The 25680-nt window shown below is 43.8% G+C and carries 20 protein-coding genes; 8 read left to right on the top strand and 12 right to left on the bottom strand.

Going from position 1 to position 25680, the window contains the following annotated elements; all coding sequences use genetic code 11:
* Nucleotides 1-17: 17 nt before the first annotated feature.
* A complete protein-coding gene (locus BMX56_RS29305) occupies nt 18-779 on the bottom strand; it encodes an MBL fold metallo-hydrolase (protein ID WP_090653282.1) in 762 nt (253 codons plus the stop codon).
* Nucleotides 776-1048 (bottom strand): hypothetical protein, encoded by a 273-nt coding sequence (locus tag BMX56_RS29310; RefSeq protein WP_090653283.1) that lies wholly within the window; start codon nt 1046-1048, stop codon nt 776-778. Before BMX56_RS29310 ends, BMX56_RS29305 begins: the two co-directional genes overlap by 4 nt.
* Nucleotides 1049-1163: 115 nt before the next feature.
* Between BMX56_RS29310 and BMX56_RS29315 the strand changes: the two genes are divergently transcribed.
* Nucleotides 1164-2225, top strand: a complete 1062-nt coding sequence (locus BMX56_RS29315) for a polysaccharide deacetylase family protein (protein WP_090653284.1) — start codon at nt 1164-1166, stop codon at nt 2223-2225.
* A gap of 200 nt (nt 2226-2425) precedes the next feature.
* On the opposite strand, the gene BMX56_RS29320 is transcribed toward BMX56_RS29315, so the two are convergent.
* Nucleotides 2426-2974, bottom strand: coding sequence for a CAP domain-containing protein (locus BMX56_RS29320; RefSeq protein WP_090653285.1), 549 nt, complete (start codon nt 2972-2974; stop codon nt 2426-2428).
* A gap of 188 nt (nt 2975-3162) precedes the next feature.
* On the opposite strand from BMX56_RS29320, the gene BMX56_RS29325 reads away from it, so the two are divergent.
* A complete protein-coding gene (locus BMX56_RS29325; protein ID WP_090653286.1) occupies nt 3163-4350 on the top strand; it encodes a glycosyltransferase WbsX family protein in 1188 nt (395 codons plus the stop codon).
* Between the two features lie 235 nt (nt 4351-4585).
* Here the strand turns inward: BMX56_RS29325 and BMX56_RS29330 are convergent, their stop codons facing one another.
* The 3 genes from BMX56_RS29330 to BMX56_RS29340 form a co-directional block, all read right to left on the bottom strand.
* A complete protein-coding gene (locus BMX56_RS29330) occupies nt 4586-5314 on the bottom strand; it encodes an MIP/aquaporin family protein (protein WP_090653287.1) in 729 nt (242 codons plus the stop codon).
* 126 nt (nt 5315-5440) lie between these two features.
* Nucleotides 5441-6937, bottom strand: a complete 1497-nt coding sequence (glpK, locus tag BMX56_RS29335; RefSeq protein ID WP_090653288.1) for a glycerol kinase GlpK — start codon at nt 6935-6937, stop codon at nt 5441-5443.
* Between the two features lie 165 nt (nt 6938-7102).
* Nucleotides 7103-8677: a glycerol-3-phosphate dehydrogenase/oxidase gene (locus BMX56_RS29340; protein ID WP_090653289.1), complete on the bottom strand. Its 1575-nt coding sequence runs from the start codon at nt 8675-8677 to the stop codon at nt 7103-7105.
* 123 nt (nt 8678-8800) lie between these two features.
* Between BMX56_RS29340 and BMX56_RS29345 the strand changes: the two genes are divergently transcribed.
* From BMX56_RS29345 to BMX56_RS29360, 4 genes are all read left to right on the top strand, one after another.
* On the top strand, nt 8801-9568 hold the full coding sequence (locus BMX56_RS29345) for a DeoR/GlpR family DNA-binding transcription regulator (protein WP_090653302.1): 768 nt from the start codon (nt 8801-8803) through the stop codon (nt 9566-9568).
* Nucleotides 9569-9812: 244 nt separating this feature from the next.
* Nucleotides 9813-10760 (top strand): GLPGLI family protein, encoded by a 948-nt coding sequence (locus BMX56_RS29350; RefSeq protein WP_090653290.1) that lies wholly within the window; start codon nt 9813-9815, stop codon nt 10758-10760.
* Nucleotides 10757-13429: a TonB-dependent receptor gene (locus tag BMX56_RS29355; RefSeq protein WP_090653291.1), complete on the top strand. Its 2673-nt coding sequence runs from the start codon at nt 10757-10759 to the stop codon at nt 13427-13429. Before BMX56_RS29350 ends, BMX56_RS29355 begins: the two co-directional genes overlap by 4 nt.
* Before the next feature lie 172 nt (nt 13430-13601).
* Nucleotides 13602-13982, top strand: a complete 381-nt coding sequence (locus tag BMX56_RS29360) for a nuclear transport factor 2 family protein (protein ID WP_143065565.1) — start codon at nt 13602-13604, stop codon at nt 13980-13982.
* A gap of 85 nt (nt 13983-14067) precedes the next feature.
* Here BMX56_RS29360 and BMX56_RS29365 read toward each other — a convergent pair whose 3' ends face one another.
* The 4 genes from BMX56_RS29365 to BMX56_RS29380 all read right to left on the bottom strand — a co-directional run bounded on the left by BMX56_RS29365 (nt 14068) and on the right by BMX56_RS29380 (nt 21037).
* Nucleotides 14068-15636 (bottom strand): hypothetical protein, encoded by a 1569-nt coding sequence (locus BMX56_RS29365; protein WP_143065566.1) that lies wholly within the window; start codon nt 15634-15636, stop codon nt 14068-14070.
* A 3-nt stretch (nt 15637-15639) separates the two neighbouring features.
* Complete coding sequence (locus tag BMX56_RS29370; RefSeq protein ID WP_090653293.1) at nt 15640-17484, bottom strand: glycosyltransferase; 1845 nt, start codon at nt 17482-17484, stop codon at nt 15640-15642.
* Nucleotides 17485-17594: 110 nt separating this feature from the next.
* Nucleotides 17595-19676 carry a cellulose biosynthesis cyclic di-GMP-binding regulatory protein BcsB gene (locus BMX56_RS29375; RefSeq protein ID WP_090653294.1) on the bottom strand — a complete coding sequence of 694 codons (2082 nt, stop codon included), beginning with the start codon at nt 19674-19676 and terminating at the stop codon, nt 17595-17597.
* A 14-nt stretch (nt 19677-19690) separates the two neighbouring features.
* On the bottom strand, nt 19691-21037 hold the full coding sequence (locus tag BMX56_RS29380; protein WP_090653295.1) for a sensor histidine kinase: 1347 nt from the start codon (nt 21035-21037) through the stop codon (nt 19691-19693).
* A 168-nt stretch (nt 21038-21205) separates the two neighbouring features.
* On the opposite strand from BMX56_RS29380, the gene BMX56_RS29385 reads away from it, so the two are divergent.
* Nucleotides 21206-22228 carry a glycoside hydrolase family 5 protein gene (locus BMX56_RS29385; RefSeq protein WP_177183962.1) on the top strand — a complete coding sequence of 341 codons (1023 nt, stop codon included), beginning with the start codon at nt 21206-21208 and terminating at the stop codon, nt 22226-22228.
* 62 nt (nt 22229-22290) lie between these two features.
* Nucleotides 22291-23271, top strand: a complete 981-nt coding sequence (locus tag BMX56_RS29390; RefSeq protein WP_090653297.1) for an acyl-ACP desaturase — start codon at nt 22291-22293, stop codon at nt 23269-23271.
* 111 nt (nt 23272-23382) lie between these two features.
* Here the strand turns inward: BMX56_RS29390 and BMX56_RS29395 are convergent, their stop codons facing one another.
* Both BMX56_RS29395 and BMX56_RS29400 read right to left on the bottom strand, forming a co-directional pair.
* On the bottom strand, nt 23383-25008 hold the full coding sequence (locus BMX56_RS29395; protein WP_090653298.1) for a mechanosensitive ion channel family protein: 1626 nt from the start codon (nt 25006-25008) through the stop codon (nt 23383-23385).
* A 46-nt stretch (nt 25009-25054) separates the two neighbouring features.
* Nucleotides 25055-25381, bottom strand: coding sequence for a hypothetical protein (locus tag BMX56_RS29400; RefSeq protein WP_090653299.1), 327 nt, complete (start codon nt 25379-25381; stop codon nt 25055-25057).
* Nucleotides 25382-25680 lie beyond the last annotated feature (299 nt).

Below are 25680 nucleotides of genomic sequence, written 5' to 3' on the forward strand. Positions count from 1 at the left end.
GCTTCTAAGCCCTTCTTTTAAATCTCCAGCTTTAAACCATCGTAAGCAAGCCGGATATTGGGTGACAGCTCGGCCGATATATCCTGGTGTTTGCCCAGGCGGTGGCTTATATGGGTAAGATACGTAGTTTCGGCGCCAATTTCATTGGCGAAATCAATGGCTTCGTCGAGTGTAAAGTGCGAGATATGGGTTTGTTTTTGCAGGGCATTAATCACCAATATTTTTGAGCCTTTTATTTTTTCTTTTTCGGCCTCTGATACCGTTTTGGCATCGGTGATATAGGTAAAATCATTAATCCTGAAGCCCAGTACCGGCAGCCGGTAATGCAAAACCTCGATAGGGGTAAATTTTACACTGCCGATATTAAAAGGATCTAAACTGATGGGGTGCACAGTAACCTGCGGAATACCCGGATATCCGGTACCATCAAACACATAAGGAAACTCGCGGGCAAGCGCGCGTTGAACCCTAAAATCGGCGTAAACATCTACAGGGCCTTGTTGAAAATAGTTGAATGCCCGGATATCATCCATCCCGGCTATATGATCTTTATGCTCGTGGGTGTATACAATGGCATCCAAACGTTTTACACCTGCACGCAACATCTGGTACCTGAAATCGGGGCCCGAATCAATAACGATAGTTTTATCTTCGGCTCCAATTAAAATAGAGGTGCGTAAACGCTTATCGTATGCATCGGCAGATGTGCAGACCTCGCACCCGCAGGCAATAACAGGTACGCCCTGCGATGTTCCGGTACCTAAAAATGTTATGGTCACAGCTGCAATTTTGTTTGTTTTATTTCCTGTAAAAATGCAACCTGTTTTTCGTCAAGCAATCTAAAATCTACTTCCAGTTCGCGGAGCAGTTCAACCAGGGCCAGAATTTTGCTTTCCAGGTTCGAAAACCGGTTTACAATCACCATACGGCTGTTTAATAGCAGGCAGGCCCCGGTTTTAAAGTTACCTTTCTCATACCGCACCTTGTAGCCTGCTGTTTTGAGCAGCATCTCTAATTTTTCGAGTGTATGGTTGGTAGCGGGTAGCATTATTTCAAAAGTAGTAAATTAAGTGTAATTACAGGTTCATTTTTGGATATCGATGCCTTTGGTTTAAATAGCTTGTATAGGTATATTTATAAACCAATTGCAACCTTGTACCATCATGAAAAAAAATATCTTTTTGGCTGTTTGCATAATTTGCCATACCGTAGCTTTTGCACAGCAAACAAAAACCTATGCCGAAAAGCTGGGCTGGCCCAAAGGCGCACGTGTAATTATTTTGCATGTTGACGATGCCGGGATGTCGCATGAATCGAACGATGGGGTAGAGACAGCTATTGAAAAGGGTGTAGCTACCTCAACCAGTGTTATGATGCCTTGCCCATGGGTGCCCGAATTTGTAAAATACCTGGATAAGCACCCCAATACCGATGCCGGCCTGCATTTAACCTTAACATCCGAATGGGATAACTATCGCTGGGGTCCTTTAGCGGGTAAAACCATTGTGCCCGGCCTTACCGATAAACAAGGATGTTTATACCCCAGTGTTGTGGCTGTTTATTTTAATGCATCGGCCGATGAAGTTGACAAGGAAATAAGGGCACAACTGGACAGGGCTTTAAAAATGGGCTTTAAGCCCACCCACCTTGATTCGCACATGGGGACCTTGTTTGCCAAGCCGGCATTTACTGAAAAGTATATTAAGCTTGGAATTGAAAAGCAAATTCCGGTAATGTTTCCCGGCGGCGAAGATTTGTTTTACCGTGCCGAAGCCCGGGCCGCTACTATAGCCGAATTAAAACAACAAGGTAAATATACTGAAGGTATGCCGATACCCGATCCGGCGGTATTGGCCAATGTCAAAGAAACCGGGGCTATGATCTGGAAGGCTGGCCTGCCGGTACTCGACGATCTGCATAACTCAAGTTACGACTGGCAGATGCCTAATATCGATAAAATGAGCGACGCCCAAATTCAAAAATGGTATACCGATCACTATATCGAAAGCATTGGCCGCCTCTCGCCGGGGCTAACCATGGTAATTATGCATTGTACCAATCCCTCACCAAATTTCGACCAGATATCCGATACCGGAAAAAAGCGCAAAGGCGACTTGCTGGCCATGCTCGATCCACGATTAAAAGCATTTTTAAAAGATAAAGGATTTATACTAACCACCTGGCGCGAGGTAATGGAAAGAAGGGTGAAAGCCGGGGATCTTTAGATGTGCAGATGTGCAGATTTCAGATGTGCAGATTTCAGGTGTGCAAATGTGCAGATTTCAGATGTGCAGATTTTAAATCTGTAGATTCAGAAATGTAATAACAGACTGCATATCGGTACAACAAATGTTTCATCATTGGCACCCGCATATTTTTACGTCTGCTATTTCATCTGCACATCTGAAATCTGCATATCAAAGAATCAATTCTGTATCAGCTTATACTTTCCGGATTTGATTAGCTTTTGTTGCTCGGTCGAAAACGAGGTGCGACCGCCAAAATCCTGTACCCAATAGCTTTTATACTCTGCTACGCCAACTTCCTTAAAGTCGGGGTTCATCAGGTTTCGGCAATGTCCTTCGCTTTTAAACCAGCCGTCCATTACCTCGGCTATACTTTGCTGGCCCTGTGCAATGTTTTCGCCTATGGCAAAGCTTTTAAAACCTTTAAACTTATAGCCTGCCAAAACTATCCTATCCTCCATACTGCGGCCGTCTTTGCTGGTATGGCTAAAATAACTGCGTTTGGCCATATCCTTTGCATGGCCGGTGGCTGCATTAAACAATTTATCGTTCCAGGTTAGGGCAGGAGCGGGCGGAAAATACTTATCGCCGCAATTGCAGCCCTTAGTGCGGGTTTGGTTTGTCCGGTTTAAAAACTCGCTTTTAAATTCTTCGGTTTGCCCATAGGCCTTGCCACAGATTAACAATGTGGCAAACAAATATATAGTGCTTAAAAATGATTTAGTCATAACTTATCAGACAAACAAAAATGGCTGAGGTTTAGTATAATGTAACAGTGTTTTGAAGAAATAAAAAAGACTGTACAGGATAGCGCGTCGAAATCAAAGAACTACTTTTAAAACAACCAGTTATTATAACCATTAAATCTGCCTGGCGGAGGTGTGATATGTTCTCATTTAATTTATACCGGATAATAATGAATAAAACCAAATTGTTGCTTTGTTTAGCGCTTATGCAGGCATGTTTTTTTGTTTTTAAGGCAAATGGCCAAAGCCCTGCTAAACATTATGACGTGGCCGCGTTTTATTGGCCAGCCTACCACCCCGATGCCAGGTTTAAGGATATTGGCGTTTTTCCGGATGGAAAAGGGGAGTGGGAGGCTATTTACAAGGCAAAGCCCAAGTTTGCAGGCCACGAAGTGCCCAAGGTGCCACTTTGGGGCTACGAAGATGAAACAGACCCTGCAGTGATGGGTAAAAAAATAGCTACGGCTGCAAAGTATGGCGTTAACGTAATGATATTTGACTGGTACTGGTACGATAAAAAACCTTTTTTGGAGGATGCCCTGAACAAGGGTTTCCTGAAGGCTAAAAACACCAACGATATGAAGTTTTACCTGATGTGGGCCAACCATGATCATAACTCGTATTTAGATCCATCGAACCCCGATAAAAGCAAGGTGTACTTTTATGGTGGAGTAGATAAGAAAACTTTTGAGGAGATGGTTGCGCATATCATTAACGATTACTTTAAAAAGCCCAACTATTATAAAATAAATGGCCGGCCGGTGTTCAGCATTTACGAACTGTCGACCTTTATCAAAGGCATAGGTGGCTCCGAAAAAGCAAAAGAGGCTATAGATTACTTCCGTAAAAAGACGGTAGACGCTGGTTTCCCCGGTTTGCATTTGCAGGCTACACTTTGGGGTAATATCCCGTCGACGTTAAAAGATGTGCCCGGCGATAAGGTACAAACACAAAATTCGACGCTGGAGTATTTTGGATTTAACAGCATGACCAATTACCAGTGGTGCCATTTTGTAGCGCCAAGCGGCGATTATATTCCCTGGGGCCAAAAAGCCATAGCCAAATGGGCCGAGTGGGATACTACCTTTAAAATTCCGTACTGCCCGCATGTTTCTATAGGCTGGGACAGCAACCCGCGTTTCCCGGTACAAAAGCAAGACCTGGTTGTAAACAACAAGCCCGAATATTTTCAGGTGTATCTTCAAAAAGCTAAAGAATATGTTGACGCGCACCCTAACCAGCCGCCACTAATTACCATAAACGCCTGGAACGAGTGGGCCGAAGGCAGCTACCTTGAACCGGATAAAAAACACGGCTACGGTTACCTGGAGGCTGTTAAAAATGTGTTTTTAAAATGAAAGGTTTTGTGACCGGGCGCTCTTTAAAAAAGCGTTGGAAATGTGCGGTTTTCCTCTCTCGGGCTGTCCTGTGAGCACCTCTTTTAAATAAGAAGCTGTCTAAAAATAAAACAACAGACCGTCGTTGCGAGATACGAAGCAATCCCCGACTATGGAGACCGGACTTGCAAAGCTACCGGGTAAGTAGGGCCGATGCCCGTTGTTAATGTATTACGCCTTTTAATACTGTGAGCATTTACCTTATCCATAAATACAAGCCGGCGGCTATCGCTGCGCCTGCTATTGGGCCTAAAACGGGGATCCAGGCGTAGGGCCAGTCGCTGGTGCCTTTGTTTTTGATGGGGAGTATCATGTGCATAATGCGCGGGCCAAGGTCGCGGCAGGGGTTAATGGCGTAGCCGGTAGTACCTCCCAGCGATAAGCCTATTACCCATACCAGCAATGCCACGGGTATGGCGCCAACGGAGCCGAGGCCTATAGGCGTATTTGTAGGCACAATTTGCGCGCCCGCAATGTAAAATATGGTAAATAACAGTACAAAGGCGCCAATAACTTCGCTGGTAATGTTGGAGATGTAATTGCGTACGGCCGGGCCGGTGCAAAACACGGCCAGTATCGAGGCCGGATCATTGGTGCGTTTAAAATGATCATAATACATCATCCATACCAGGAACGAGCCTATCATAGCACCTAAAAATTGCGCGGCTATATACAATGGCACCTGCGCCCAGGCAAACTTACCCGCTATGGCCAGCGCTATGGTAACCGCGGGATTAAGGTGAGCGCCGCTGTAGGGCCCCGCAACCACCACCCCAACAAATACGGCCAGGCCCCAGGCCGTGGTAATAACTATCCAGCCGCTGTTATTTCCCTTAGTATCTTTTAATACTACGTTGGCCACAACGCCATCGCCTAAAAGTATGAGTAACATGGTGCCAATCAGTTCGGCAATAAATGGAGACATGGTAATAAAATTTATAGGTTTAAATAATTTTAACGGGTTATAATAAAATATTCCAGATGCATCAGCCTACCGCTTTGATAATTAATCCCTCTTGCTTCCAGGCTTTCTGCTTTCTGCCTTTTGCTTTTAGCCTTTATCGGCCCAACTCTTAGCCGCATGAATGGCCCTTTTCCATCCTTCAATATCCGCTTTAATATCCTCCGGGTTGCCGGCGGGGATAAATTCCTTTTCGGATTGCCACAGTTGTTGTATTTCGGCCACATCTTTCCAAAAACCTACTGCCAGGCCGGCAAGGTATGCCGCGCCCAAAGCGGTTGTTTCTACTACGTTTGGCCTTATCACCTTGCAATTCAATACATCGGCCTGGTACTGCATCAGCAAATCGTTGGCAGTAGCGCCGCCATCTACCCGCAATTCTTTAATAGGCATTCCGGCATCGGCCTCCATGGCTTTTAGTACATCCATAGTTTGGTAGGCTATTGATGCCAGGGCCGCACGGGCCAGGTGACCGGCGGTAGTTCCGCGTGTAAGGCCAACTATAGTGCCCCGGGCTTCGGGATCCCAATAAGGGGCACCCAGGCCTGCAAAGGCCGGTACAAAAAATACACCGCCGGTATCTTTAACACTGGTTGCCAGCTCTTCAACATCGGCAGATGTTTTGATGATGCCTAAGCCATCGCGCAGCCACTGTACCACCGCGCCGCCAATAAATATGCTCCCTTCAAAGGCGTACTGTATTTCGCCGTTAATTTTCCAGGCAATGGTGGTAAGCAGGTTGTTTTTTGATTCGATAAACTGGTTGCCAATGTTCATCAGCATAAAACAACCGGTGCCATACGTATTTTTAACCATGGCCTTGTCAATACACATTTGCCCAAACAGCGCGGCATGCTGATCGCCGGCTATACCCGCGATAGGTATTTTGCTGGCGAATATGGTGGTGGCTGTTTCGCCATAAACCTCGCTTGATTGCTTTACCTCGGGCAGCATGCTTTTGGGGATGTCCAGCAGCTGCAGCAGTTCATCATCCCATTGCTGGGTGCGAATATTGAATAACATGGTACGGCTGGCGTTGGTTACATCGGTAACGTGCACCTGGCCGCGGGTAAATTTCCATACCAGCCAGCTATCAACCGTGCCAAAGGCCAGTTTACCGGTGTCGGCCAGCGCTCGTGCGCCATCCACATTATCCAGGATCCACTTTATTTTGGAGCCCGAAAAATAGGCATCTATTACCAGCCCGGTTTTAGAGCGGATCATATTACTGTGTCCGTCTTGTTTCAATTTATCGCAGTAAGCCGCGGTGCGCCTGTCCTGCCAAACTATGGCGTGGTAAATGGCTTCGCCGGTTTCACGGTTCCATACTATGGTGGTTTCGCGCTGGTTGGTGATGCCTATGGCCTTAATGTTTTTGCCGTTAAGCCCCGCCTTAACGGTGGCCTCGGCAGCAACACCCGCCTGGGTCGACCAGATCTCGTTCGGATCGTGCTCAACCCAGCCCGGTTTTGGGAAATACTGTTTGAATTCTTTTTGCGACAGCGCTATAATTTGCCCCGCATGATCAAATATGATCGCCCTCGAACTGGTTGTCCCCTGGTCGAGGGCCAAAATGTATTGTTCCATTACTAAGTGTTTATAATTGGTTGGTTATTTGAGAGTCAAGAATCAAGAGTCAGGAATCAAGAGAAAAAGCTGTTCGTTTATTGCAATACTCCGGGTACCTATTAATAGATTCCTATCCGGTCCGATTTTTTTCCTGATTATTGACTCTTAACTCTTGATTCTTTTCTATGCTAATATATAGTTTCCGGCCACCTTATTAAAGGCTTCTGTCTGTTCTTTCTCCCATTGGGCATCTTTATTTAATTCGCCAGCCATTAACCGGGCAACTTCGGGCGCCATGACTATGGCCAGGCGGGCATTTAAAAATAATACCCGGGTGCGGCGGGCCAGTATATCCTCAACGGTACGCGCCATCTCGTACCGTACCGACCAGATCACCTCGCCTTTGGTGTACTCATCATCCGGGTGCACCGGGTTTTTCCAGTCGTCATCCCCATTTGCCAGGGCCAGCACCTTTTCTATATCATCGCCATAAACGTACATATGATTGCTTCTATCCGGGTTCGGCCTGCTGCCATGGATTGCCAAGCCGGCGGTGTGGCAAAGGTTGGCTGGCAATTTGCCCACCTCTATGGCTTTATCAATGGTATCCTCGCCCATTTTTCGATAGGTGGTCCACTTGCCACCGGTGATGGTGATGAGATTTGATTTAGAAACTATCAGTTTATGGCTACGCGAAATTTCTTTTGTTTTGGATGAATCGTCCTGCGGGGCAGCCAATGGTCTTAGTCCGGCAAAAACGCTTAGCACATCCGCACTTGCGGGTATCTTTTTCAGGTACTTAGCCGCAGTGCGCAAAATAAAATCTATTTCGGCATCGAGGGCTACAGGCTCCAGGCTATGTTCGTCAATAGGTGTATCGGTGGTGCCTACCAAAAGCTTGTTATGCCAGGGCACTACAAATAGCACCCGGCCATCCTCGGTTTTGGGGATCATGATGGCATCCTCGCCAGGCATAAACCGCCTATCCAATACCAGGTGCACGCCCTGGCTTGGCCTTACTAAAGGTTTTTTATCGGGCACATCCATTTTAAGCACATCATCTACAAAAACCCCGGTAGCGTTAATCACGGTTTTGGCTTTTAGCTCGTAATTAATCCCGGTTTCTGCATCGGTGGCTCTAACACCAGCTATTTTTTGGTTGCCATCTTTTATCAGGCCGGTAACCTTAAAATAGTTTAACACGGTTGCGCCTTGCTCCAAGGCGGTTTGCGCCAGGTTTATAGCAAGTCGCGAATCATCAAACTGCCCGTCGTGGTATACAACGCCGCCATGCAGGCCCTTCTCTTCAATTCCGGGCAGCCTGTTTATGGTTTCTTTTTTGGAGATATGTTTCGCCCTGCCAAAGCCAAGCTTGCCGGCCAATAAATCATATATAGTTAGCCCTACGGTATAAAACACACCATCAAACCAACTGTAATTAGGAATAATAAAACTTTCGTTTTTTACCAGGTGCGGCGCGTTCTTTAACAGTAAGCCCCGTTCGTGCAGTGCCTCTCGCACCAGGCCAATATCGCCCTGCGCCAGGTAACGTACGCCGCCATGTACCAGTTTGGTAGCGCGGCTGGATGTGCCTTTGGCAAAGTCAGCCTGTTCCAGCAGCAGGGTTGATAGTCCTCTCGAGGCTGCATCAACCGCGGCGCCAAGGCCGGTTGCGCCACCCCCAATAATAATGATATCCCAAACTTTATCCTGATAACTGACGGATTGCAAAATGGAATCTCTGTTGAAAATACTCATTTCTGTTATTTTGTATTTCGATAATGTTTCAAATATACAATATCGAAACATAAAATAACAAATCGAAACTTATTTTTTGTTTCAATTTAGCCCATGTCGGTTTTTTACTTATTTTTGTTTGTTATGAATAAAAATACCGACAGGCATAAAATCATACTTAGGCAACTGGAAGACGGCGGCTTTGTAAACGTACAGGAATTGGGCAAGCAGTTAAATGTTTCGGAAGTGACCATCCGAAAGGATCTGAAACTTTTGGAGGATAAAAAGCTACTATTCCGTACACACGGCGGGGCTACCAAAAGTAACCCATATACCAACGACAGGCCCGTTGCCGAAAAGGAAAAGCTGAATGCTGCCGAAAAGCAACAGATAGGTATAGCCGCCGCGGCGCTTATTGGCAATAACGATTCTATCATTATTGCATCGGGCACTACCATGCTGGCCCTGGCCCGGTCGGTTAATGCGGGGAAGCATTTAACGGTGATCACATCGGCCCTCAATGTGGCTATCGAACTATCGCATCACCCCAATATAGAGGTAATTCAGTTAGGCGGCCAGTTGCGCAGCTCGTCATCATCGGTAACCGGATCATATGCCGAAGTGATGCTGCAGGATATGGCATGCAGCATGCTTTTTTTAGGTGTCGACGGCATCGACCCCGAAATTGGCCTTACCACCACCAATTTAATGGAAGCCCGCCTGAACCAAAAAATGATAGAAGCCGCCCAAACCGTAGTTGTACTGGCCGACAGCACCAAATTTGGCAAACGCGGCTTAGGCAAAATCTGTCCTCTCGACCAGGTCCAGCATATTATTACCGATAGCGGCATCAGCCCGGCCATGCTGAAAGTAATGCAGGAAAAGGGGATAGCCGTTACGGTGGTGAAATAGGTTGGTGAAGAAGATGCAAGAGTCAAGAATCAAGAATTAAGACTTTTTTATGGTTGGAAGATTTAGGGGTAAAGGATACTGCGCCGATCAGTTATCCAACTATCCAACGATGAACCAGTGAACCAATGAACAATGGCCTAATTGTTAAAATTTGTTAATTCTACGAAAGTTTCGTAGTTTAACTATTATGTTAGTTATATTTGATCTGTAATTAATAAAAAACAGATATAACCTTATAGCCATCATGAAAAAAACAATATTCTCTTTAGCCTGCCTGCTTGGTTTTGCACTTGGGGCACAGGCGCAAAACCCAGATACCGCCAGGGCTGTTGTGCATTACAAGTTTTCGCACCTGCGGGATACTGCGCATCGCGATAAGCCATATACCGAAAATATGGTACTGTTTGTGGGCGCAACTTCCAGTGCCTACAAAAGTTACGACCGTAAGTTGCAGGAGGCCCTAATGAAAAAGCAGGTTGCCGACCAGATGGCCGAGCAAAAGGGAAGTGGTAGCGTCAATATTAAAATAACCGGCGGCGCGCCTACCACGCGGAACGAGTTTTACCAGTTTCCGTTGCAACATAAACTGGTACGTAAAGAGCGGCTGATAACCCCGTATATGATTGAAGAGCCCATGCCGGTGATTGACTGGAAGATAAGCGCCGATACGGCCAGTTTTTCAGGGCTGCATTGCCAAAAGGCTACCGGCCATTTCAAGGGCAGGGATTATACGGCCTGGTTTTGCCCGGATCTGCCTTTTCACGCCGGGCCGTGGAAACTGAACGGTTTGCCGGGCTTAATTGTGGAGGCTTATGATGCCAATAAAGAAGTAGTATTTAAGTTTGACGGACTCGACGAGGTAACTAACACGCCAAAACCGGCCGCAGAGACCCCGGTTCCGGGTGGCGCAACAATTAAACTAATTGGCATGGACGATGACAACGACGATCCTAACGTAATAGCCTTGCCAACCGACGCGGTTAAAACCACCGAAAAGGAATTTAAAAACCTGGAAGCCGCCATGCGGAAAGACCCCAATGCTTTTGCACAGTCGGCCATGGCAGGCTCGGGTGGCGGCATGCGGGTCGGCGGGCCAGGCCAGGGCCCGGGTGGTGGCGACCAGGTAAAAATTCGAATAAATGGCACAGGACCGGTGATTAATAATCCTTTAGAGCTTCCCGAAAAAAAATGAGTGGCCTGCATAAAAGCGCCGGGGTATTCATATTTTGGATGCTCACGGGCATGGTATGCCTTGGCCAAAACATTAAAGGCAAAGTAACTGATAGCCTGGGCAAGCCAATAAGCTACGCCGGCATCAACCTTAAAAACAGCGCCGGATTAATTGTAGCCTATACCACCAGTGATGCCGGGGGGCTATACAGCCTTGGCATTCCCGCTAATGCCGATAAAAGCGGCCTTACTTTAGAGGCCAGTTGCATAGGCTTTAAAAAGGCGGGGCTACCGGTAAGCAGCTTTACAACACCCTACAACTTTAAGCTTGCAGGCGCGGTGCATCAGCTGCAGGGTGTTACCATAAAAAATAACCGGCCGCGGCTGCGGGTTAGCGGCGATACTACCAGCTACAAGGTATCAGATTTTAGCAGCCCGCAGGATAGGGTTATTGGCGATGTAATTAAAAAACTGCCTGGCATTGATGTAGCCAAGGACGGCAAAATAAGCTACAACGGCAAGGCCATATCCAACCTGTACATAGGCGGTGATAACCTGCTGGACGATAAATATAATATTGCTACCGGCACCATACCCCATGGCGTGGTTGACCAGGTGCAGGTGATGGAAAATCATCAGCCCGTAAAAATGCTGCGCGATAAGGTGGTAAGCGAGGATGTGGCCCTTAACCTCACCATAAAAAAAGACGCCAAACTACAATTGATAGGGCAGGAAACCATAGGCGCGGGCTTACCCAAAAAGTACGATGAAGACCTTAATGCCATGATGTTTAAGGATAAATACAAGGCCATTAATTACCTGCGCGGCAACAACACGGGCTATGATGTGGCCGGCGATTTAGTGTCGCACAATTCGGCCGAGCACATGCAACGCCTGGATAATGATCAGCCTGGTACGGTATTGTCCTTAGGTACTGCCGGCGACCCGGATCTGCCACGCAACAGGTATTTGTTTAACCAATCGGGTATAGTTAACCTGAATAACCTGGTTAACCTGAAAAAAGATGTGCAACTGCGGGCCAATATATCATACCTGCGGGATAGCCAACACCAGGATTACAGCCGCCTGAGCGAGGTTTACCTGCCCGGCGATACCATACGTTACACCGAAAAGCAAAACAACAAATGGCGGCCCGATTTAATTCATACCCAGTTTACCCTGAACGTTAACCAAAACAAATATTACCTGAACGATAACCTGGTAACCGATTATAACCACAATACCTCGTACTCAAACCTGGTGAGCAATGGCGTACCCGTAAACCAAACGTTTAAGGATAATTTGTTCAATTTTTCAAACGAGCTTAATTGGATGAAAACCTTCCATTCCGATAAAATTATGGAGGTGTACAGCTACATTAACCGCACATCTGAACCTGAGAGTAGGGTTATTGAGCCAAACCTTAATCCGGATATTTTTAACAATGGTGTTAATTATTCGCTGCTTACTCAAACGGTGAATATCCCTACCTGGTTCAGCAATAATTACCTGGCTTATAAAATACCGGGCCAGCATATAACACAAAGCTATAAGGCAGGATTCAGCAGCCAGTCGCAAACCTTAAATTCGGCGCTATCAGCTACCCAGCAAAACAATACGGTTAACCCGGTTGGCGATAGTACCCGCAATAGCTTAAACTGGAGCCGTAACAAGGCATACGCCGAGGCGGATTTTGACGTACCCGGCAAAATCCTGAAGATAGAGGCCAGCCTGCCCCTGAACTGGCAGCAAACCCATTACAGTGATGATTATTACCAGTTAAGCAACAGCCTTAACCGCTTGTACTTTAACCCGCGGCTGTATGTAAAATATCAAAGCGGCATCGAAAACTATTTTACCCTGAATTATGGCCTGCGCAATAACATTGGCAGCATCCAGGATGTGTACCGTGGCTATATCCTGACCAATTACCGCACGCTGTACGCCAACAGCGCCGACCTTACCGAGCGGCAGAGCCAAAATGCAGGACTGGGCTTTAACTACCGCAAAGCCATTACGCTGTTCTTTTTTAGCCTGAATGTTAATTACAGCCATATTTACGCCAACAATATTGCATCCAGCACATTAACCAATAATCTGCAGCAACGGGTTGTATTGCCCTATGATAATAAAACGGACGCCTGGGCGGTTAGCGGCTACATCAGCAAGTATAATTTTGATTTACAAACCACTTTCAGCGCTGGGGCTTCCTGGCAAACCGCCCGGCTAAACCAGCTGCAAAACGGGCTTGTCTTGCCTTTCAATACCGTAGGCGAAACACTGAACGTGGGTGCCGAAAGCAAACTGAGCAGTAAAGTTAATTTAAGCTATAAGGCCAATTACAGCCAAACCACCAGCAAATCAACAGCGGTTGCTGGCAGCAGCAAATTTCAGCGGCTTATCCAAACCGCCGCTATCGAATATAATCCGCTTAATACCCTGCAGTTTAACCTTGCTGCCGATCATTATTATACCCACCAGCAGCAGGCCAATGGTCTTAAATACTTTTTTGCCGATGCAACCATACGCTACAAATTCAGCAAGCCCAAAATAGATGTACAGCTAACTGCCCAAAACCTGTTCAACGTAAAAAACTATACTTCGCTGTACCTATCGGCCAACGTGTTTACGTCAAGCACATACAGTATTCCTGGCAGAATGGTGCTGGCTAAGGTGATGTTTAATTTGTGATAGGGGGAGGTTATCAGTTGATTATCACGATAAATATCCAGCATTATCTCCCCTTTTTTCTCGTGGTTGTGTTTAATTACACTTAAGCCAGAAAAGCTGCACTACTAATAAAACACGCTGTGTGTATAATTACCCCACAACATTTATATTAGCCGCAATAAATAAATCGCCGATGGAAAACACAGCCCAAACCGTTATGGAACAAGTGGTAAAAAAACAGCTTGATGCCTATAATTCAAAAGATATTGATTTGTTCATGACCTGTTGGGCCGACGATGCCTTGTATTATGAATTTCCGGATACTCTGCTGGCCAGCGGCGCTGCAGCCATCCGCGAAAGGCACCTGGTAAGGTTTCAGGAGCCAAATTTATTCGGTAAGCTGATTAGCCGAACAGTACTCCATAATAAAGTTGTCGACTTTGAGCTGGTATCCCGTACTTTTCCTGATGGGCCGGGCTATATTGATGCGCTTTGTATTTATGAGGTGGCCGGTGATAAAATTACCAAAGCCTGGTTTGTAATGGGCACGCCAATACCGGATACTGCAGCCTGAAATGGATTGCCTTTAAACATAAAAGACCTGCTTTGTGGAGCAGGTCTTAGTTAATATAAGTCAGTCAACAGTTAATAGTTCGGCTTTATTGAATAGAGATGATCTTGTACAGTACCCAGTTGTCGCTTTCGTGCACACGCCTGTAGTTTATACCACTGTTTACAATGCGTATGGCCGGGATGTACTTATTATTGAGCTGCGTATAGCCGGTAAATGGATTTTTTGCTGTGGCAATCAGAATATAATCATCATAGCGGTAAGGCGTTTCTATAGCACTTAAAAACAAGTCCTGGTAAGGCAGGGTCAGCTTTCTGATGTCGTTTGTAAATGCTGCAACCGGATAAGCTACGGCATCGTCCATGAGCACGTGCGAACTTTTGGGCAGGGTATTGATGTATCCAGCCATGTCCATAATTTCGGCCTGGTCCATATTATGCTTACCGCTGAAGAGCGTGGTGATAAATGCTTTTTCATCATGAATGAATGACCCCTTGAGGAATACATAGCCTGTATAAAGCTGGGCGAGCACGGCAACCGACACAATTATTTTAAATACCTTTTGATTTTTAACTACCAGCGCTTTAAAAGTAAGGCAAAGCAATGATAGCACCAGGAAAATGAGATAGTACTCGTAGGTAATATATAGTTTATCGTATTTGATATGTAAAAACTCGATAAAAGCGAATGGGCTTAAAATGGTTAAAGCCTGGTAGGTGCTTTCGCGGAAAAGATATATAGCAACCAAAATGAGCGGGCAAAAATAAACAACCCTTACCGATACCAGTACCGAAAGCTCGGGCAACTGGTAATTGGTAGCGGCTGTGGTGATGTCATAATTAAGTTTATCAACCAATACATTCCAGGTTGCGTAAGGGCTTTCAATAAAGTAATTAAGATCGCTGGCGTGGGTTAAATTGAGTAGTTTATAACAAATGATAGATGCTATGGGCAAAATAAACAGGATGATATAAATAGCAAAGGTTTTGCTTACCAGCTTACGGCGCAATGATGGGCTGTTAAAGCTTAAAAACAGCCGGAAGATGGATTCCTTTTCGCCCAGGTTTAAGCTTTGTAAAGTAATGGCCAATACCAGCGGGATAAAGAACAGGCAAAGCCATACAAACTTATAATCGCAAAAAATAAGGGTAACCAGCGCTATACTGGCCAACGACACATGGAAGGTTGTATTTGACCGGTAAAACTTTAACAGGTTAAAAAAGAACAGGAAAAAACTGATAAGCACCAGGTAAATGGCCTTGCCCGACGTGGCCACATACAGCAAACCGGGATGTAAAAAAAACAGGGCTATTAAAAGGTAAAAATAAAAGTCGTCATTTGGTATGCGGGTGCGCAGCGTGGATGCAAGGATGTAAAATAAAGCGGCTGTACCCAATGCAGATGCTATTACCGGGGCCAGGAAAGTGCTGATGGAGCTAAATATGATGGAACAATAAAAAGGCAATAGCGGCGATGTAAGCCCCATTACTTTGATGCGGTTGCCAAGGCCTTCAAAAATAATTTTGGTTTTTTCGATATAAAAAATACTCTCCTGGTTATAATAGCCCAAATGGTTCATATAAATGCCGGCTGCCAGGTAATAAACGGCAAGCACTGCAGTTATTATAAACAGATATTGACTTTTAGAGATCCTCATTTTTTATTTAACAACGTTTGTAGGGTTATTAACTTTGCTTAAACCATGATTGGTTTTTTCCCAATAAAACGGATTGGTTATCAATTGGTATAAGCCCATGTAAGCGGCTGCCGAGTGCATTAACCAGTAAACGGGGTTGGCAAGGGCAAACAATATCAGTTCAAAATAGCGGCGTTTAAATACAGCCATCATGTTTACATAAATCATCAGGATGTTGCCTACCATCAAATTAAATATAGCCATAAACAAAACCCAATCAGGAAACAGGGTGCGGATGGTTGAAAAATCAAATATTAGGTAACTGATAAATATGGCCAGCAACAGCGGGTAAACTAAAAACGTGGCCGATGTGGCGCCGATAAAAAAGTTAAAGCCTAAAAAGCCTTTAAAACCAATCTTTCTTATTAATTCGGCGGGATTGCGCATGTGCACCAGGTAAGTTTGCATATAACCTTTTATCCATCTTGAGCGCTGCCTTATCCAGTTAAAAGGCTCATTATTGGCCTCTTCGTAAGTGGTTGAATTGATAATGGCTATTTTATAGCCTTTGGCATAGGCGCGCACGCCAAGGTCGGCATCTTCGGTTACGTTAAAGGGATCCCAGGCACCAAGCTCAACAAGGGCATCCATTTTAAAGTGGTTGCTGGTGCCGCCCAATGGGATAGGGATATCAAGGGTATCTAATCCGGGCAGCATATAATCAAACCAATACGAATATTCCAGTGTAAACATGCGGGTAAGGAAGTTCTCGTTACGGTTAAAGTAGTTAAGTGCGCTTTGGATACAAATATAATGATCAGGCAGTTTGCCAAACAGGGTAACTACTTTTTTAAGCTGGTCGGTATCCGGGATATCCTCGGCATCATAAATGGTTAAAAATTTGCCTTTTGAAAAATGCAGGCCGTAATTGCAAGCCTTGGGCTTGGTTTTGGGCATGTGAAAAGGTACCACAATTACTTCAAATACAGCCGGGAAATCAAGGTTTTGAACAGCTTTTAATGTTTTATCATCATCTTCCTCAATCAATAGCTTTATATCCAGCATTTCGCGCGGATAGTCAAGACTTTGCAAGTTCCAAATGAGCTTTTTGATAAGCTTATCCTCTTTGTACACCGGCAATAATACGGTGTATAGCGGCAGGTCGGTATTAACAACATCGCGCACTTCATCCTTTGTTACGGCCTGGTGCAATTCAAACCGCGAGCCAACCAGTGCCAAAAATAATTTGAAGGTGATGGCAACCAGGAAAAACATACTGATAACCACATTGATGGCGATGGATGTATTTTTAAAATTCAAAACCATTCCGGCGGCTACGATACCCAGTAGTATAAACAGGAATGCAAGTTGCGGGGTTGTAAAAGTGGTAGAGGCCGAACTTTTAGGATCGCGCCTCATAAGCTCATAAACGGAAGCTTTAACATACTTTTCGCCTAATAGTTTGTGACTAAGCCAGGTAATATCCAAATCATAGGCAACAATAATATCGGGTTCCATATCATAAGTAAACCTTACGAAGTCTACAAAAAGCTGGTCGGAGGGATCGGCCATAAGCGTAACCACCCGGTTGTTCTCGATACGCAGGGGTAGGGCAAGGTGGTCATTGGCAAATTTGAGTTCAACTTTTTTTAATACTTCGGTATCAAAAGCTTCCTCCCTTATTTGTTCAAAATGATAACCTGCGTTAGTTAATGAGCGTTCATAGTTTTTGCGCGAAATGTAACCGAAGTTTAGCGCTATTTTAATATAGGCCATTCCAGATCTTTCCGCAAAACTTTTAATTTTTACCTGATCGCCTGGTGTTATAAACCCGTCATTAACCAAAAGTTCAGGAATTGAAATACTCATTATATATAATGTAAGATTAGTATCAAGTAGTAAGTATCAAGTAGCTAGTACTGAAGGCAGCTTTTGCAGCTATCTTACTACTTGATACTTACTACTTGATACTTAAAAAGTTAATCGTTAAACAAATCCTGTGACCTTTGAACTCTTGAACGAACGTACAGGAACGATAGCAATATCAATATAAGTATCCCCAGCAAAATGTACAGGTTATAACTATCCCAGAAACGGGTTAAACCACTTTTAGTATCAATATACTCCAGGTTTTCGCTCGATTTATTGATATTAAACAGGTATTTGTTGGAGTTTACATCAGATATACATACGTTGCTTGACAGGGTTGAAAGCTGCTCGGTGATTGATTTTGACGCGGCCAGAAAAGCTTCGGCTATGTGTGTTCCGGTTGCGGTGAGTACCAGCGTGGCGTTATTGCTGCGGCCATAAAATATTTGCGCAAGCCCATTTGATACGGTATCATTTAAGGAGTATACTACAGTGTTATCGTCGGTTTTATATAGCCTGAAATCCTTGTCGAAGCGGATGGGGGCATCAGGAAATTCTTTCATTAACTTGTCATTTTTGGATAACAACGCAATGATATTATATTTTTTCAGGTCGTTTGACGGAAAATCGGCTGAGTAAGCAAACTCTGGGAAGTTGTTGGCGTTAATGTTGTTGTTTAGTTCATAAATAATTTCGCCCATAGCGCCGGCCGCGTATTTTGCATATTCTTTAGATACGATGATGCGTGTTGTGCCGGTATTAAATGCCTCGGGGTATTGGTAAAAGCTCAGATCGGTGGTTATAAAAGGATTTTTTGATTCCAGGTATGATTTGTCTACATCAACTTCGGCAAAAAAGTTGGTGAAGCTATCCTTGCAATGGCCACTGGTTGGGTAAAACCTGAATTCGGCTTCCAGCGTGTTGTACTTGTGGTGCTGATAACGGTTAATGGTAATGGCTGTATTTAATTTACCGGTACCATCAAGCTTTTCGCTGTTAATAAGCAGGCCGTTAAGGTATATATTAAAGAAACCACGGTCGCCTGCGCTTAAAGCGCTGTAATTGGCCACAAAACGAATCTCCACCTCTTTTGGAGTAAAACTAAAATCGCTGTTTTTAAATGAGTATGCACTTTTTAACGATCCTATACCCGATAAAAAGTCGGCTACACCGCCAATTTGTTTTAATGAAAGTTTTGAACGGTTTTCGTCGATAGTTTTTGAAAAGGTGTTTTGTGCTTTTTCTATCAGCAGGTAATCGCCAAAGGTCGAATTTAAAATATTCATGTTACCCAGGGCGGTAATGGCTTTTTCGTAGCCAGCATCGTCGCCGCCGGTTACAAATAAAATCTCTTTTGGCTGCATTTCCTGCGTTGCGGTTTTTACCGCTGTAAGTACACCTTTAACATCAACCAGGCGGGTATTGGTATCAGTAACCAAACTCATTGATTTATGCAGGTAAAATAAACCCTGGTCATTTTGTGGGGTTACTTTTATCAGTTGGCGTGCATCGGCATTCAACTTGCCAACCAAACCAACTTTAATATAGTTCCGTAAAGTATCGGGCATATGGGCTTCGTCATAAACCATAATGTCTCTGGTTTGTGTCTTTTTTAACCTGGAGTAGGCCCATGCAACCGCTTTAAGATCGGAAAGGGTTGGGTTTGCAGGGTAAACAATGGCCTTTTTTGAATCGAAGCAATTGCTAATGTTTACATTATCAAAAAAACCTTTATTGCTGCGTAATAATGATAGGTATGAATAATTTTTAATTTTCAGCCACATGCCCGGGTTGTCAAGATCGCGGCACTCATCATCGGTGATGGTTAGCAGTGTTTTAATCTGAATTTTAAGGAACTTATCGTTCGATAAATCGGCCCTGGTTAAGGTAAGTACTATTTTTTGGATAGAATCCTTAGTCATCCGGGCGCTATAAGCGGGTTTGTTGTTTATAACGATGTTAATGTACGAATGATCTTTAAGCAGGGCCTGAGAGGGCTCAAAAAACAACACCACTTTGCTTCCGTTCATCTCGGTAAGCGGCGTAATTTTAAAATAAAATGAGTTGGCACCGCTCATGCCGTATATCATATCATCATCGTGGCCCAGCGACTTAAAGGTTAAAAGCTGCTGTGCTTTTGACGCCGTACTAATAACAAATACAAAGGCTAAGAGGGAAAAAAATTTATTCATCTGATTGTAAATAATTAACTTATAACATAAAATTCTACCCGGAAATAATTGCCATTTTCATCGCTGCGGTATGATAAATCGCCGCCCATTTCCTGGGCCATTAATTTGGCTATTGACAGGCCAAGCCCCAAACGGCTTTCGGTTATGCCCGATGTATCGTTTAATGTTTTTAATTTATTAAACATCATATCCAATTCGCTTTGCCCTATGGCAATACCTTCGTCAATAATTTCAAAAACAAAGCGTTGGCGCTGCAGGCTGGTTACAACTTTGATGGTATTATTGGTTTGCGAAAACTTAATGGCATTTGATAAAAGGTTTTGGAATACCTGCCCGGCAAATACTTTATCAAGTTTTACGTTTAAAGGCAGTTTTAATATGTTATCAACCAGGTGGATATTTTTCATTTGAGCGGTATCATACAGGCCCCTGAAAACGTGCATTACCTCAACATTAATATCAAAAATCTCGGTGTTGAACTTAATCTCCGGCGATTCGATCTCTTTAACATCCATCAGCTTATTAAGCATATATTGCATTTTATCGGCCGATTCGGCTATGTAGCCCACATATTCTTTCTGATCATTGCTCAAGCGGTAATCCTCTTCTTTGATCATGTTGTTGCTCATGGTGATTGAACCGATCAGGTTTTTTAAATCATGCCCTGCTATATTAATGAAGCTGTTTTTTTGCTCATCCAGTTTGCGCAGTTCTGCATACTGTAAATCAATAAGGTTGTTTTTCTCGTTGATAGATGTATTTTGCTCCTTCAGTTGCTCGTTTGACTTCTCGATAAGTATTGCCGAACGCGCATCGCGCTTCATTATCTTAAAGCGGGTATTAGGCACAATACACGAAATGGCCGATATAATGAAAAAAAGCTGCCCGCCACCGTTTATCACAATATCCAGGTTGTACTCGTGCTGCATGTTAAAAAACACAGCAAGCAACAAAATGGCCAGCAAAAACTGGATGATTGAATGTATAGGCTCCCAAAAAACCTGCAGGTTAAAAAACAGTACAAGTGTAGCAAAAAGCGAATAATATATATTTAAATTGGACACTCCTACTATATTACAAAGCAGTGCCGATGTTACCGATAACAGTAACATACTAACATGTAACAATATGCGATAGTCGTATTTTTTGTATTGAATGTAAGTATATAAAGCATAAATTATAAGGCAGGTAATTATCCTTACAATAAAAAACTGTATCCAGATGTCGGGCGCGTAAATAAAATCGACTATGCTAAAAAGCGGGTAAAGAAATATGATCATCCAAACAATATTGTTGGTTTGGAACCATGCTTTTTTTGAGGTCTCTTTTATTAATTCTTCTTTTGTAATTTGAACAAACATTATTCGTTATCTTGAAATTATGATCAAAAATAAAAGCTTTAAGTTAATCGGTGTAAATGCTTTATTGTGAAAAATAAAATTATGTGTTATACGCGGTTATTATACTGTTTGTTAATATTATTATGTATAGCAACAACATGCCCGATTGCAAAAAGCAGTCCAAAAAATATGAACGCGCGTGCACTGGTCTTTAAACGGGCCGCAACCCTCAACAACGGCATTAGCTTTTCATGGCTCGAGCAAACCTGGAATAAAAATTCATTGAGGCAGGGCGCTATAAACGATACCGATTTTAAACTAATAAAAAGGTTGGGGTTTAGGAGTATCAGGCTCCCGGTAGCTTTTACATATTTTGAATCTGCAGGCGTGCCGGCTGCCGAAATATTGGAATACATTGATAACGTAGTTAAGCAATGCCATAGGTACGGATTTAAATTGGTATTGGATTACCATTATGGCAATTTAAATGATATAAACGGCAATGCCGAAACCGTTAAAATTATCACTTTGTGGACAAAACTGGCCAAAAGGTATAAACATATCGATGCCGGCGAGCTGTTTTTTGAGTTATACAACGAGCCGCCCCACATGAACCCCGATGTGTGGAAAGACGTAGCATATAACGTTGTAACCGCACTGCGAAAAGTTGATAAAACGCGTACATTTATCATAGGTGCCAGTAACTACAACAGTATATATGAGTTAAGCCGCTTTGCGCGGCTTGCCGATGATAACATTATATACACATTTCACTTTTACGAACCTTTCTTTTTTACCCACCAGGGGGCCAGCTGGGTAGGTAACCAGGTTGCCACAACCGGGGTATCATTTCCTTATAGTGCGGAAAATTTTCCAGCCCTTGATCCCAGGGCAAACGGAACGCCGGGCGAAAGCAACCACGAAATGTATAAACGTGATGGTAACGAACAGTCGGTAAATGATAAGCTGCAAATTGTGAAGGCCTGGGGCGATAAATATGGCGTACCAATAATTTGCGGCGAGTATGGCGTATATAATAAATACGCAGATTTAGACAGCCGCTGCAGGTATATTAAAGCGGTAAGGGCGGCACTAAAAAAGCTGGGTATCCCAGGGATGCTTTGGGACTATAATGATTCGTTCTCGATATTCACGGGCAAGCCCTCGATGGATAATTTGCCTGCGTGTATGAAAGACGCAATAGCTTATTAAGCCTTAAAATGATGTAACTTTATTGTGGTTTAAATGTTACCTTTGAACACTAATAATTTGTTATGGAATTTTTTGTAGAAAAACGCAGGGAAGTAATGAGCCACATTGAAAAATTCATGCTCGAAAAGATGTATGATTTTTTAAAACCTGTTGATACGATATGGCAGCCCTCAGATTTTTTACCCGATTCTTCAAGAGATACCTTCTTTAACGAAATTAAAGAACTGCAGGAAAGCGCACAGGGATTAAGCTATGACCTTATTGCGGTATTGATAGGTGATACCATTACAGAAGAAGCGTTGCCAACCTACGAATCATGGTTAACCATGGTTGATGGTGTTTCAAAAAACGAAGAAGGTGGCTGGATGAAATGGACACGCCATTGGACTGCCGAAGAAAACCGCCACGGCGATTTGCTTAACAAGTACCTTTATTTATCGGGCCGGGTTAATATGCGCATGATGGAGGTATCTACCCAATACCTTATTGCCGATGGTTTTGATATAGGCACCGGTACCGACCCGTACCGCAATTTTATATATACATCTTTCCAGGAGCTGGCAACCAACGTATCGCACAGGCGTGTGGCATCGCAGGCTAAAAAAGATGGCGATACTTTATTGTCAAAAATGTGCGGCGTAATTGCAGGCGATGAGGCCCGCCACGCCAAAGCCTACAAGTACTTTATCGAAAAAATATTTGAGGTTGACCCTAACGAAGCCATGATAGCCTTTGAGGATATGATGCGCAAAAAAATTGTAATGCCAGCCCACTTCCTGCGCGAAGTAGGTTTAAAAATAGGTCAAACTTTTGGCCACTTTACCGATGCCGCCCAGCGTTTAGGTATTTACACCGCAATTGATTATGTTGACATATTAAAAGAGTTGATTGAAGACTGGCATATTGAAAGTGTTACCGACCTTAATGAAAGCGGCGAAAAAGCCCGTGATTATATTATGAACCTACCCGGCCGCTTACTACGCGTTGCCGATAGGATGAAAAACCCGATGCTGGAGTACAAGTTTAGCTGGATAAACGGATAAGTTTTTAAACCGATAAGATTTTTAAAGAGACGCATTATATGCGTCTTTTTTTGTTTAGGGGGTGGTTTGAAAATATTTACCTTCAAAAAGACCCATTGTCATTTAATATTCCTACTCCACCTTAAACCCTGGTTTAACATACCCGTCGGCCACATAGCCATCCGGAATCTGGATATGGTTGCCATCCCGTAACGATGTATAATGCGGCGACATGATCTCGACCCCCGCCTCGTTAAACTTGTCCTGTATGTTTTGGTGTAATCGCGAATAGATGGCGGCCATTTGGTTTGATAAGGCTGTGTATGCATTCAACTGGTAGCTCACGTTAAAATCGTTTAATTCGGTTTGCAGTACAAAAGGTTTTTTATCGGCCATAATGCCTTCGGTGGCTTCGGCTGCGCTGATTAAAAGATGATGTACCGTTTGCCAGGACACATCGTAACCAATGGTAACTGTGGTGTTCAATATCAGGCCCATTGTATTAGCCACGGTTGTATAGTTGGTGGTGTGGCCGCTTAATATAGTGGCGTTGGGTATGGTGATATCTTCATTTTTGATGGTGCGCAGGCGCGTTACCAATAAGTTTTTTTCTACCACATCGCCCATAACATCGCCTACTTTGATGCGGTCGCCAATTTTATAGGGGCGCATATAGGTAAGTACAATGCCCGATACCATGTTGGATATGGCTGATGATGACCCTAACGAAAACAATATCCCCAGGAATACGGTAACCCCCTGGAAAATCTTTGAATCAGAGCCCGGCAAATAAGGGAATATCACCACAAACATAAACGCGAAAAGCAATACCCTGATGATGTTATAGGTTGGCATGGCCCACTCGGCATAAAAGCCTTTAATAGTAAAATTGCCCAGGGCTATTTCGTTGGCTATAAATTTTACCAGTTTAACTATGTAACGGGTTACCAGGTAAATAACGGCAATGGTAAGCAGGTTGGGAATATAATGTACAATGGCAAGTAATATGCTTTTAAAAGGTGTAACCACATAGCCCAGCAACTGTACCGAAATGGGTTTTGACGAAGGGAAAATATAAAACAAAACCGGGAGTGCAAGATACACCAGCATAATAATAACAATGATGCGTGCTATGCGTAGCAGGCCGGTGATAACGGGCAGCAGCCGGTGTGCGTAAACCACGGGTGCGCCCTGCGATGCCAGTTTATCCATCCGGGTTTCCCAAGCCGTTAATAGTTTCAGCTTTAACCATCGCGAGGCTTTAAATAGTGCCCAAATAAGCGCTATTAACAATACAATAACGGCTATGGCTTCTAAAATATTAACTATAACCTGTTGGGTGCCATTATTGGTAAAGTAGTTGCCAAGTTTTTGTTTAAGGATGAGTAAATAGCTGGCGGCAAGTTGCGGGCGGTTAAGTTCGGTAAAAGTTGCATCCTGGTTATTTACGGCCATCACAATTTGCGAGTTGTAATAAATAACCGATAATGTGCTGTCGTTTTTTAAAGTGAGCGAATCGGGATTAAAATTCATCCGTGCTACAAGGGCCTCTATCCGTTTGGTAACTATGGCGGCACGTTCCTGCACGTTAAACAAGCCCTGGCCGGCATATAATTTAAGCAGGGTATCGCGGTTGATAATAACCGGTTGGCCTTGCGGAGGCGCAGGGGTCGGGGTTTTGGCTTTAACAGGCGCTTGCGCGTTCAGGTTGACAGATGTTAATAAAAAACAGATCAACAGGTACCAAATATTACGCATAGGTAGTTTTTCTGTTAAAGCTAAAAATTATATTTCAAATTTTCGCTTAGCCTTCCTGCACAAGATCGGTGCCGTACTTGCCCGCCACATCGGCAAACAACTCGTTCAGGATAGATTCCACCGTGAGCGAATTTACATCATCCACATAATGCTCATTACGGGTAATATGCAGTTCGTGATCAACTATTTCCAGCTTAAACAAAACCCCTTCGTACAAATCCGGCTGACTTATTTCAATAATATCATTATGCCCGCTGATGGTGAAGTTAATGGCACTTTGCCTGCGTTCGTGAAAAAGCGCATTCAGCTTATGTTGCAGTATGTTAAATAACTCGTGGATATGTATTGGGGTATGGAGTGTTATAATTTTCATGGTAATACATTTGTATTGTTTAATATTACAAAGCACCTTTGTTATTGTTTGAGCATCCTGGTTAAGGAAGGCGGTTATACTCACCCGCCCGACGCTGCGCTGGGGCACGCTTCTCTCTTCACCTGCGGTGGAAAGATGGGCTTGAACAATGTTAAAAGAATTAATAACAATATAAGCAAACTTTCAAGCCCCTCTTTCCTGCGCAGGTGGTCGTTGCGCAACTATTGAGACTATTATACAGACGTGAGCCTGTTCGTCCGTTCTTTGAACTATTGATTAAAACGAAGTTAGGAAGTTCA

The organism is Mucilaginibacter sp. OK283 (assembly GCF_900110415.1).
GTDB lineage: Bacteria > Bacteroidota > Bacteroidia > Sphingobacteriales > Sphingobacteriaceae > Mucilaginibacter.